We start from the raw sequence: 11843 nt of genomic DNA on the forward strand, positions 1-11843 counted from the left end.
ATTTTTTTCGTAAATTGAGATTAAAAAAGAAGACAAGTCAGTCAACTGACTCGTCTTCTTTTTTATGACGCTCTGGGTCTGGTGATGTTTCTGTATTCTCTTTATTAATTTGATAAAGAGCATCAACTTTTTCGGCTTTGCGTGTATTTTCACGCAACTGCTGCTCATTGAGTTGTTCTTGCCAAAAAACCATTGCTCGTTGTTTAAAATGATTAAAATGACGAAATAATTTACCCAAATGCTCAGCCAACATAGGTAGTTTATTTGGTCCAAAGACTACAATGGCAACAAGAAGTATTAATAAAAGCTCCCCACTACTCATTTTTCTTATCGTCATCTTCATTCATTGCGCGACGAAAATTCTTAATAGCCGCACCTAAATCTGAGCCTATATTTTTTAATTTGTTAGTACCAAATAAAGCGATGACAATTAGAAATATTAACAATAAAGATAAAGGACTGATCCCACTTAAACCCATGTTAGCTCCTCGTTGTTCGGTTAAACAAAGTTAAAACACCACCAACAATGGCAGCCGATAAGGCCATGGCTGCTAATTTATCCTGATTTAAAACATCTAACATGCCTACCGTGACTAAAGTCGCGAAAATGCCAACTCCTAATCCTTTATACCAGGGGACCGGTGTAACATTATTCAGCCGTTCATGTTCACGGATTAACGCTCGTATTTTTTCTTCTCGCGCCAATTGTAAAACATCGTTCAAAAGGCGGGGCATATGGGGTAACTGTTCTGAGAGAAAAGGTAGATTTTCACGCAGCTGCTTTAGGAAAGCACGCGGACCTATTTGCTCTTTAATCCATTTTTCCAGGAATGGTTTAGCCGTGGCCCATAAATCAAGATCGGGATACAGCTGGCGTCCCAGACCTTCTATTGCTAATAACGTCTTTTGTAATAAAACCAGTTGCGGTTGAACTTCCATTTGAAAACGTCGGGCTACCTGGAAAAGCCGCAAGACAACCTGGGCAAAGGAAATCTCTTTGAGTGGCCTTTCAAAGATTGGTTCGCACACTGTTCGAATAGCACTTTCAAATTCTTCAACACGGGTATCACGAGCAACCCATCCTGATTCTACGTGTAAGGCGGCAACACGGCGATAATCACGATTAAAGAAAGCATATAAGTTTTCTGCCAGATAGTGTTTATCACTATCGCTTAAAGTCCCGATGATTCCGAAATCGATGCAAATGTACTGTGGATCATGCGGATGTAGTCGAGAGACGAAAATATTACCAGGATGCATGTCTGCATGAAAAAAACAGTCTCTAAAGACCTGTGTGAAAAAAATCTCAACGCCACGTTCAGCGAGTTTTTTGATATTAACCCCATGTTCTTTAAGGGAGGCTACATCAGATACCGGGATACCATGGATGCGCTCCATGACCATGATATTTTCACGGGTGTAGTCCCAGAAAACTTCGGGAATATAAAGTAGGGGTGATTTGTTAAAATTTCTTCGCAATTGGGCGGCATTAGCGGCTTCGCGCTGCAGGTCCAGTTCATCGAACAAATTGTGTTCGAATTCTTGCACAATTTCTTTAGGCTTTAAGCGTTTGCTTTCTGACCAGTAGCGATCGGCCAGATTAGCAATGGTGTGCATAATACTTAAATCTTTTTCAATAATTTTACGCATGTTGGGGCGCAAAATTTTTACGACTACATCTTCACCCGTTTTTAATTTGGCAGCATGAACCTGTGCCATGGAGGCTGAAGCAAGAGGCACAGGATCAAATTCTGCAAACACATCAAAAGGGGAGCGGCCAAAGGCTAGTTCAAAAATGGTTAATGCTTTCTCGCTAGCAAAAGGGGGAACATCGTCTTGCAATTTACACAATTCCAAGGCGATATCGGGGGGTAAAACATCAGGGCGGGTGGAAAGAGCCTGACCAAATTTAATAAAAATCGGACCTAATTCTTCCAGGGTTTTTCGCAAAGCTTCACCACGTGTGAGTTTCTCGCGGCGAAACCAGTTCCATGGATTTAGATAGACAATAAAACGAAAAGGTGAAAAAAGTCGTATGGATACAATGACTTGATCCAAACCATTTCTGGCAAGAATCGTATTAATATGAAGAAGCCTGATTAGTTGTTTAATCGATTTCATGTTTACCCTTAAGTTGGTTAACATGAGCCTGTAAACGTTCAACCCCTAACGTCAATTCATCAACGTCATTAAAGAAATCTTCGATTTCTTCACGAGAAGGAAACACACGTAACTCTTCGTGGAGGTAATCGGTCGTATTGTGACGGAAGGAATTTTGCAATTGTTTTTTAAAAGCAAGGCCCTGGCGAAACAAAGAGCCAACTTGGTGAGCAATCACATCACCTGTAAAGTGAGCTAAATGACCTTCCCAATCAATGTCTAACTCATCAAATAGAGTTTTAACGGCTTGTCCTAATTCGACATCACCTGAGAGCCTGATTTTATCGTTAAATAATGAGCGAGCTTTAGAGGCGGGCAGAAAACTTAAACGAATCAGACCAAGAGGATTACTATGAATAATGGTATCTGGTTTGCCCTCATAATCAGCAAGTAGCTTCAATTGCTGTTGCTCAAACGAAATAAAAAAATTCACGCCAAGTGGTGCAACGATAATTTCAAGCACTTTGCCATCCAATGCCCCAAGTTTAGTGGGCATCGACTCATCAAGAGCTAGTGCGTGATTAATGGCTTTTTGCAGCGCTTTTAATGAATATTTTTTAATCATAATACCTCAATATTTGTAAGCTATGTGCAAGGCAACAATGCCACCACTTAAGTTATGATAATGACAATCTTCAAAACCAGCTTTTTCAATCATAGCTTTTAAACCTTCTTGTGAAGGATGCATACGGATTGATTCGGCAAGATATTTATAACTGTCCCCATCTTGCGCAAAAAGCTGTCCAAGTTTGGGCAACACATTAAAAGAATACCAATCATAAATTGGTTTTAAGCCGGGAACGGTCGGATTTGAAAACTCTAATACCATGACCTTCCCTCCTGGTTTACAAACTCGATACATCGAGCGCAATGCTTCGTCCTTATCCGTCACATTGCGTAAACCAAAACCAATGGTTATACAATGAAAACTATTATCTTTAAACGGTAATGCTTGAGCATTCGCTTGTAAAAATTCAATGTTCCCATGTAATCCTTCATCAAGCAGACGATCGCGACCCACGGCCAACATGGCAGCATTGATATCCGCTAAAATGACTTTTCCTTGCTCCCCTACTTTTTTACTTAATAAACGTGTTAAATCGCCGCTCCCCCCAGCGAGATCGAGTGCAAATTGTCCTGGCCGCACTTGGCTTAGCTCAATGGTAAATCGCTTCCACAGATGATGCACGCCCATGGACATAATATTATTCATTAAGTCGTAATTTTCAGCCACTGATTTAAAAACGGCGCCAACTTTTTTCTCTTTTTCATCCCAGGCTACCGATTCGAAGCCAAAATGGGTTTTTTTTTCATTATCGGTCATTGATGTTGCTGTAAATTCGCGGGTGACTTATCTTAACCTATCTGGCCGCGGATACCCAATGAAAAAGACATAATCCAAACTTTTTAAAGGGGTTTTCTCAGCTTCTATTAACTTACATAAGGATACAAAATGCAACGAAGCAAACGGACAATAGTTTATAGGGCCTTATTGGTTCTTTTAGTTTTATTAATAGTTTTTCCTACCCAGGCTGGCATCCCATTGTGGACATTTAAACCGCTCACCCCCACTGCTGTTAACGTACCTTCTAATAGCACAGCTATTATTCAGTATCGTATCACTAATCGTTCAAGCAGATTACATGTTTTACGGATGAGGTCAATTCGAGGAATTACACAAATAACGGCTGGCCCTGGTATTTGCCGTGGTGTATTTATTTTGCGAGGAAAAGATTCTTGCATTTTGTCCTTGAGAGTGCATGGGAATCAGTTAACAAGGCCTATTGTAGGTGGGCCTATTGTCTGTCAACAAAATTCGGGGAGTTTGTGCTATCAGCCAAAAATGGAATATATTTTGCGTATCACGCAGAAACCGCCAGTAACGAGGGCTACTATTTCTGTGAGTGGTTCACCATTGACATTGACAGCAAATGGTACAACGGGGCAATTAACAATTCGTAATGAATCAATGGATGTAGCAGCAACGAATATCACTTCTAATTTTACGGGAACGGCACTTGATGACATCGTTACTGAAACCGCAAATACTTGTGCCAATGTTCTGCCTGGAAGAAATTGCACTATAACATACGCTGGAATTACAGCTGTCTCACAAACTAATTTTACTATTAAGGGCAGTAATACAAATACTGTAACGGCTGCTATTGCAATTGCATCGGGAAGCACGTTAACAGGAATCAATCCGAGTACAGGGCCCACGGCTGGTGGAACTGGCGTTATCTTAACCGGGACAGGCCTAACCGGGGCAACTGGTGTAAGTTTTGGTGGAGTGGCCGCTACCAGTGTTTATGTGGCAAGCTCTACCATGGTTACTGCGGTAACGCCTGCCCATACAATGGGCCTTGTTGATGTAACAATTGATACACCAGCCGGTGGCGCAACACTAACTAATGGTTTTACCTATATCACAAACTCTATAGGCCAACTCTCAGGGGGGGGAAAGATTGCATGTTTGAATGGCGGTCAACTGGATTTGATTGTTGCTGATACAGATATTAGTTCGAGTATTCAATGGGGTGGCAATGGTGCAACTGGTGCTCAAGATGATGCCAATGGAGCTCTTAATACCAACGCGATTGTTTCATTTTTAGGAAATAATGGTGGTGTGCCTTATGCGGCTCAACTTTGTGATAACTATGAAATTGATTCGCAAAATAACACCCCGTGTTTGCCTGAAAACACGTGCTATTCAGATTGGTTTTTACCCGCCAGAGATCAGCTAAACTGCATCTATATCAATTCGGGCTCTCTTGGCACTTTTGGCAATTTTTACTGGACTTCTACTGAATCTAGCGGTAATCCGACATTCCAAGCCTGGGGACAATCTTTTTTCAATGGTGCTCAGGGCGCGTATAACAAAGGCGGCTTCGGTAATGCGCGTTGTGCTCGTAATTTTATTCCATAATACATTCTTTTGAGGCCTTCAGTGGCCTCATTTTTCATGTCACAAAAACGAAGCTGGAAAATTGCTATTGCTTTAGAGTAAGCTTGTATTCATTATCGTTGTAGCCCATTTTACTGTAGAAGTGAGCGTGCCTCATGATTGCGGTCCTATTCGAAACCTTTGTGCCTTTGTTGAGCCTTTTTTTCTTTTTACTGGGGGCTGGTTTCTTTTCTACGTTGCTCGCATTAAACATGACATTAAATCATGCATCACCCGTTGAAATTGGTGCAATGACCGGAATTTATTATGCAGGCCTGGTAGTGGGCTCATTTCGTGTTGAGCGATTTATCACTCGGGTAGGCCATGTTAATGCCTATGCAGTGTTTGCTTCTGCACTGGCAGTGATCTACTTGCTTCATGGCATTTTTTATAATGTGAGTTTCTGGCTGGCTTTACGTTTTATTGGTGGGCTTACAGTGGCCGGTTTATTTGTTGTCATTGAAAGTTGGTTACTGTGTAAAAGTACTCGAGTTAATCGTGGTCAAGTACTTTCACTGTATATGATCTCGTTTTATGCGGCCCAGAGTCTCGGTCATTTCTTTTTAAATTTGGGAGACACTCAGTCGCTTCTACTTTATGTGATTGCCTCCATGATGTGTTCTATATCAATTATTCCTTTATCGTTGTCTTATGTGCGTTCACCACAATTTAACGAGCCTTCCACCTTGAGCTTTCAAGCATTAGCACGTATTTCGCCTTCGGGGCTCGTGGGTTGTCTTCTCTCAGGTTTAATCATGGGGGGGCTTTATGGTTTTATGCCGACCTATTTAAATGATTTCTTTCATGACAAGGCCGATGTTGCGAAATACATGTTTGCTATTATTTTTGGTGGGATGTTATTGCAATACCCTGTCGGCAAATTATCTGATGTTATTGAGCGCGGTATGGTGCTTATTCTGTTAACTGTGGGGACAATTACGGTCTCTATTCTACTGTTGATGGGATACCATCATCCCTGGTTGATTTTTAGTTTAATGGTATTTTTTGGGGGGCTAACGTTTACCATCTATCCTATTAGCATTAGCTACGCCTGTGACGAATTGCATGAACGCGATATTGTTGCTGGGACTCAAAGTTTATTACTGGCATACAGCTTGGGTGCTATGGTTGGTCCATTTATGGCGTCGTACTATATGCATGCTTTAAGTTCACGAGGACTTTTTATGTATTTCAGTAGTATTTGTGGCATCGCGCTTCCCTTATTCGCAGTCTGGCGCGCTCAAAAAATTAACCGCGCCCGAGCAGAATTAGTTTAATAATTGAGTGAGGGCTTGCAGATAATTACTTTCATCAGGATAAGTGTTATCTCTTTGCGCTTGCCATAAGCATTCTGCCAGATACTCCATCATCAAGTGTTCTACAGCCAAAGAATCCCTGAATTTTTTTACCAATTGCTGATAAATCGTACTAATACCCTCAGGTCTATTCGTGCTAATTTGATCGCGAATAGCAAGATGTAAACCCATATGTAAAAAAGGATTGGTTTGTCCCATTTCAGGAAAATAAGCTTGTTCTTTATTTTTGGTGGCTTCCAATAGACCATGGTATTCGGGATGAACCAGAATTACATCGACAATTTGTTGTTCTAACGGTAATAGGGGGTGCTTTTCCCGATATTTTTGCCAACTGGAAAAGAAAAGTTGTCGAGTATCCTGAACATCATCACCGTAGAACATACAATTATCTGCTGAATAGAACCAATGTTTGCAGTCTAGCGCAGGAGCGCTAGAACAACAATCTTAAATTCGCCTAAAATATTGACAATCTTCCTTTCAATATGAGATATTGCCGCTGCGAGGTTGGACTTGCTATGTGTCATTCCACTGGGTCAATTGGCGACACACTGATTGGCCCTTTCTATTTCTCCTGTCATAAATATTTTAATCTTGCTTTTTTTTCTACCATACGTTAAAAAGATTATTCAAAAAAATCACATGGAGTGAAGTTATGCATCGTGCTTTTGGATATGTAACCAGTTTTTTTAAAACTACCCCTGTTCCCGCCTCTGTTCAAATTGATTCTTCCGCTGCATTTGATTATCGCAAACCAGAACATATTGAAATTATCAAAAATCGCCTGGTGCGCTTTAAGCAAGCACAAGCTGCTTTACACAGCCTTGATAATCAAATTCTTGGTTCTTTAGCAATTAGTGCTGCGAGCTGGGCAGGTGGCGTCTTACCTTTACCACTACCTTTTTGGACTCTGTCATTAGCGAGTGGTAGCTATGGTTGGTATCTCTTAGGCGGGCGGGCGAAATCTGAGCTTGTTACGTCTTACCGCAAAGCATTAACTGATTTAATTGAAGCTTATTCATGGTCGATGGGCAGTAAAACCAATACCTGGTACAAAATAGGTGTTCCAAGTATTCAAGAGATGATTCTAACCTTAGGTCCATGGGTAAAAAAAGAAACTATTGTTATTTGGGAAGATAGTGATTTGGCCGGTGCTACTCTTGCTTCACGAGCGCTGGAACCAACTAAGGACTTCAAAGCCAAGTTAAAAGAATTTGAAAAAGGAGAGCAAACCCAAAGCATTTGGTTTTCTGTATATGGTGAGGGTGGTAATGATAATTTAATCCCTGCTGCAAACGCTTATCTTAAGGAACTAGCAGTAGGTGCCGTGCAAAAATGTGTTCCACGAGTGGTTGAGGCCTATCAAAAGATGAAAGTAAGTTGAGCCAAATTAGCTAAGCGCAAGTTTCACGCTTAAAAAAATCATGAGCATACCACTTGCAAATTCAATGCGCCGCCAAACGGTGGCGCGTGATAAAACCTCTGAAAAATAGTGGGTGGTAAAGGTAAGGGATGAAAACCAAAAGAGGCTTGATGTAATTACCCCCATCAAAAATACTTGCTGATGACCAGGAAATTGACTACTACCACCGCCAATAATAACCAGGCTATCAATGATAGCATGAGGATTAAGTAAGCTAAAACCAAGAGCCAACATAACAATTTGCCAGCGGTTACTCACATTAGGTGCAGCATTCTCCTCACCTGTTTTCTGGGTGAAGGCTCGTTTTAAGGCATGAGCTCCATAATAAAAAAGAAATGCCACGCCAAACCAGGTTATCCAAATTTGTAAAGTCGGATGCAGTTCAAGTACATGATGAAGACCTGCGACACTGGCACAAACTAAAACAATATCACATAGGAAACAAATGGCTGCTGAAAGCACGGCATGCTTACGCATGGCACCTTGGCGAATTAAAAATACGTTTTGTGGGCCAAGTGCTGTAATCAAGGATAATCCTAATATCAAGCCATTGAAATATACCGTCATGATATTGCTCACTCTTTACTAAGGAGTGGCAATTATTGATCATTTTAAATTATAATTAAAATTAATAATTTTTATGATTGATAAATTTTGCTTATGAGAATCGATCAACGCGGATTACAAGCTCTGGATGCAGTTATTCAAACACAAAGTTTCGCTGCGGCGGCCAAGCAATTATTTATTACCCAGCCTGCGGTGACACAACGCATCAAGCAAATGGAAAATCAATTTGGACAACCCCTGTTGATTCGTCATTTGCCTTATCAGGCTACTCCTTTAGGTGAAAAGTTATTGAGCTTATTGCGTCGTACTCGTCTGTTAGAAGAACATTTATTACAAGAAATTCATCAAGAATTGCCTTCACGTCTTTCTGTGGCTTTAAACAGAGATAGTTTGGAAACCTGGTTTACCCGCTTGTTAGCGAAACTTGGTTTTCTGGAAAAAATTAACATTGACATTATTACCGATGATCAAGAGGTCACGATTGATTATTTCCGTAAAGGATCGGTATCGGCTTGTGTAACGACTTATGACAGAGCTTTACCTGGGTGCGAATGTAGTTTACTTGGACATATGACCTACTTATTAGTGGCGTCACCGGATTTTATTAATCGTCATTTTAACAACAAAAGAACTGTAGAAGAGAATTTGCTGCGCGCACCATCGATTGTGTTTGATAATCGTGATCGATTACCTGAACATTTTCTTAATCATTTCTTTAAAAAAACACTTCAACTCAGGCACTATCATAGGGTGCCTTCAGTACAAGCCTACAAGCAATTTGCATTACAAGGTTATGGATATGGTTGGATTCCGAGCTTAGATATCACGAATGAATTGGAAAATGGCCAATTGCAAGAACTCTTCCCAGATATGCGATGGCAAATGGCACTGTATTGGCATTATTGGCAATTGCCAGCCAAACAATACCAACAGTTTATTAAAAAAGTAGAGCAGGGGGCTAAACATTTCCTATTATGAGGTTAAGCTATTTCAACCTCGATCATGCCTTCAGCAATCCGCGTTGGATAAATTTTCAGGTTTTTAGGTTTGACAACTTTCCCTAATAAATTCCCTATTGCTTTAGGCCAGGGTGTCCAGCATTTTACAGTTCCTGTGGTCAAATCAAATTCACTTTTGTGAAAAGGGCAAATGATAGCACAATCATCATTGATTTTGCCTTTGCTAAGCGGTAACTTAAAGTGAGAACATTGCGCTTGTATAGCGTGAACTTGTTCTTTGTGCCATATAAATAAGATCTTATGGTTATCGATGACTAGGGTTTCGCGTTCTGCTTCTTGAAGTTTCGCTAAATCGAGAGCTATTTTCCAAACCATAACAGTCCTAGTTGTATTGAAAGGCGCATAATAGCAGTGCCGATTTAGGTTGTCAGCCAGCTTCGTATATTTTTAGTAAATTCTCTCCATGATCAACGTTGAAGTTGCGTGGAGAGGGGTATAAAATGCCGAAATTATTTTTCCTGCCAGTGTAAATTACCTCAGGTAATAAGTTAAAGGAGGGAGCGTGGGCTCTTTGTTGAAAAAAAACGCAATTGTTGCTGCTTTTTTGCTGACCTACAGCATGTTTTCAGGTTTTGCCATTGCTGCGAGCAAGACAGAATCTACTCAAAAGTCGCAGACAACCAAGCAATCGAAAGTCTCTACCCCTGCGAAGACTAGCTCGGAAACTAATACTGTTTCCGCACCGAAAACAACTCCCGAAACTAAACAAGCTGGCACGGCAACTACTTCAGATAAAGCCGATACTACGAATACCAGTGCAGCAAGTAGCAATGCAACTAATAACGCTACTGCCGCCCCTGCAGCAACCAGCACAACAACTGCAGTTACTCCGGTATCAAGTACAACAACGACACCCGCTACTACGACAGAGCCTACGACCTTAAAAGCAGTAGATAGTAGTAACAGACCGGTTGAGCCATTAATTGATGGTTACTACCCAGCTTATCCACCCACTAAACCCGTGTCAGGTTTTCATCCTGAGGTAGTAGCTCGTGGTGAGTATCTGGCGAAGATGGGTGATTGTATTGCTTGTCATACTGATGTTAAAGCAGGTACACCTGCTTTTGCGGGTGGTTTGCCAATTAACACACCCTTTGGTACGTTTTATAGTCCTAATATTACGCCTGATAAAGAAACTGGAATTGGTAACTGGACAGAGGAAGATTTTATTCGTGCTTTGAAAGAAGGACGTGATCCTCATGGACGTAATTATTTTCCAGTATTTCCTTATATCTATTTTTCTAAAATGACAGATGATGATGCGCGTGCTCTTTACGCTTATTTTATGAGCATTCCTCCTGTAAATCAGAAAAATAAATCATTACCTTTCCCATTCAATGTGCCAGGGTCTCGCTTTGCATTGTGGGGATGGAATTTACTGTTCTTCTTTCCCGATGATAACGCCGTAGTCTATGAGGCTGATAAATCACCGCTTTGGAATCGTGGTAAATATATCGTCGATAGCTTAGGCCATTGCAGTATGTGCCATACACCACTGAATATATTTGGCGCCCCCAAAGGTCGCTTCTATTTAACAGGTACTTTTATTGATGGTTACTGGGCTCCCAATATCACAAAATATGGTTTGCGTTCAGTGAGTCGCTATGAAGTTGCTGATGTATTTGCTCATGGTCAATTGATTAACCGCGCAGGTCCTGTTGCAGGCCCTATGGCGGAAGTAAACCACAATAGCCTAAGCTACCTGACCGATGAGGATAGATTAGCAATTGCTACTTATCTGAAAACAGTAACCAGTGACGAACCGCTTGGTGTTCCTGCATCAGAGAGTCAGCCTACCATTAAGCGCGGTAAGCAAGTGTATGTGAATGCATGTATTATCTGCCATCAACGCGGAGAAATGGGAGCACCACTCATTGGAAATGGTGCAGGTTGGTATGAACGCTTAAAAGCCCGTGGCTTAACGGGTCTCTATCGCCACGCAATTAACGGTTTTAACAGTATGCCGGTGAGAGGGGCTTGTGTAACTTGCTCGGACAATGACGTTATCTCTGCAGTGGATTACATTTTGAATGCATCATTATCTCGTTCTCAATGGCAAGATCTGGAAACTGGCGGGGCTTCAAAATATCCTGCAAATGGTAAGGATATTTACAATGAGAACTGTGCGATGTGCCATAACGATGGTAAGCAAGGTGCGCCTAAACTGGGTGACAAAGCAGTATGGGCACCAATTATCGAGAAAAATATCGATGTACTCGTCGAGAACACAATGACAGGAGCGTACCATCCTAAAAATGGTGGCTGTAAAGAGTGCACCACTGGTGAAATACTCGAGGCAATTAAGTACATGGTTAGCCAATCGAAATCTGAAGGAAATTACTCATTGTGGTAATACTTGGAACTCGAATTTATTACAAAAATTAATTGATGATCAGTCACGGTTGTCATCCGAATGA

At 41.1% G+C, this 11843-nt stretch carries 13 protein-coding genes; 5 read left to right on the forward strand and 8 right to left on the reverse strand.

The window, feature by feature from the left end:
* Positions 1–37 precede the first annotated feature (37 nt).
* Genes LHA_RS00450 through ubiE form a run of 5 tightly spaced genes read right to left on the reverse strand, consistent with a single transcriptional unit; the run spans position 38 to position 3484 of the window.
* Positions 38–337 carry a Sec-independent protein translocase subunit TatA/TatB gene (locus LHA_RS00450; protein WP_370447935.1) on the reverse strand — a complete coding sequence of 100 codons (300 nt, stop codon included), beginning with the start codon at positions 335–337 and terminating at the stop codon, positions 38–40.
* Positions 315–479, reverse strand: a complete 165-nt coding sequence (gene tatA, locus LHA_RS00455) for a twin-arginine translocase TatA/TatE family subunit (protein WP_045104798.1) — start codon at positions 477–479, stop codon at positions 315–317. Before tatA ends, LHA_RS00450 begins: the two co-directional genes overlap by 23 nt.
* Before the next feature lies 1 nt (position 480).
* Positions 481–2121 (reverse strand): ubiquinone biosynthesis regulatory protein kinase UbiB, encoded by a 1641-nt coding sequence (gene ubiB, locus LHA_RS00460; protein ID WP_045104799.1) that lies wholly within the window; start codon positions 2119–2121, stop codon positions 481–483.
* Complete coding sequence (locus LHA_RS00465; protein WP_045104800.1) at positions 2108–2725, reverse strand: ubiquinone biosynthesis accessory factor UbiJ; 618 nt, start codon at positions 2723–2725, stop codon at positions 2108–2110. Before LHA_RS00465 ends, ubiB begins: the two co-directional genes overlap by 14 nt.
* A 6-nt stretch (positions 2726–2731) precedes the next feature.
* The gene (gene ubiE, locus LHA_RS00470; protein ID WP_045104801.1) at positions 2732–3484 is read right to left on the reverse strand and encodes a bifunctional demethylmenaquinone methyltransferase/2-methoxy-6-polyprenyl-1,4-benzoquinol methylase UbiE; all 753 of its coding nucleotides are present in this window, start codon (positions 3482–3484) and stop codon (positions 2732–2734) included.
* Positions 3485–3613: 129 nt separating this feature from the next.
* Between ubiE and LHA_RS00475 the strand changes: the two genes are divergently transcribed.
* On the forward strand, positions 3614–5086 hold the full coding sequence (locus LHA_RS00475; RefSeq protein ID WP_231861950.1) for an IPT/TIG domain-containing protein: 1473 nt from the start codon (positions 3614–3616) through the stop codon (positions 5084–5086).
* A gap of 134 nt (positions 5087–5220) precedes the next feature.
* Positions 5221–6381, forward strand: coding sequence for an MFS transporter (locus LHA_RS00480; RefSeq protein ID WP_082060246.1), 1161 nt, complete (start codon positions 5221–5223; stop codon positions 6379–6381).
* Here the strand turns inward: LHA_RS00480 and LHA_RS00485 are convergent.
* Positions 6373–6801 (reverse strand): DUF1841 family protein, encoded by a 429-nt coding sequence (locus LHA_RS00485; protein ID WP_045104802.1) that lies wholly within the window; start codon positions 6799–6801, stop codon positions 6373–6375. The two genes, LHA_RS00480 and LHA_RS00485, sit on opposite strands and share 9 nt — an antisense overlap.
* Before the next feature lie 271 nt (positions 6802–7072).
* On the opposite strand from LHA_RS00485, the gene LHA_RS00490 reads away from it, so the two are divergent.
* Complete coding sequence (locus tag LHA_RS00490; protein ID WP_045104803.1) at positions 7073–7801, forward strand: hypothetical protein; 729 nt, start codon at positions 7073–7075, stop codon at positions 7799–7801.
* A 6-nt stretch (positions 7802–7807) separates the two neighbouring features.
* Here LHA_RS00490 and LHA_RS00495 read toward each other — a convergent pair whose 3' ends face one another.
* Positions 7808–8407: a LysE/ArgO family amino acid transporter gene (locus LHA_RS00495; RefSeq protein ID WP_045104804.1), complete on the reverse strand. Its 600-nt coding sequence runs from the start codon at positions 8405–8407 to the stop codon at positions 7808–7810.
* A gap of 93 nt (positions 8408–8500) precedes the next feature.
* On the opposite strand from LHA_RS00495, the gene LHA_RS00500 reads away from it, so the two are divergent.
* Positions 8501–9385 carry an ArgP/LysG family DNA-binding transcriptional regulator gene (locus LHA_RS00500; RefSeq protein WP_045104805.1) on the forward strand — a complete coding sequence of 295 codons (885 nt, stop codon included), beginning with the start codon at positions 8501–8503 and terminating at the stop codon, positions 9383–9385.
* Between the two features lie 2 nt (positions 9386–9387).
* Here LHA_RS00500 and LHA_RS00505 read toward each other — a convergent pair whose 3' ends face one another.
* Positions 9388–9741 carry a Rieske (2Fe-2S) protein gene (locus LHA_RS00505; RefSeq protein ID WP_045104806.1) on the reverse strand — a complete coding sequence of 118 codons (354 nt, stop codon included), beginning with the start codon at positions 9739–9741 and terminating at the stop codon, positions 9388–9390.
* 187 nt (positions 9742–9928) lie between these two features.
* Between LHA_RS00505 and LHA_RS00510 the strand changes: the two genes are divergently transcribed.
* Positions 9929–11779, forward strand: a complete 1851-nt coding sequence (locus LHA_RS00510) for a c-type cytochrome (RefSeq protein ID WP_231861951.1) — start codon at positions 9929–9931, stop codon at positions 11777–11779.
* Positions 11780–11843 lie beyond the last annotated feature (64 nt).

This window comes from Legionella hackeliae (assembly GCF_000953655.1).
GTDB classification, from domain to species: Bacteria; Pseudomonadota; Gammaproteobacteria; order Legionellales; family Legionellaceae; genus Tatlockia; species Tatlockia hackeliae.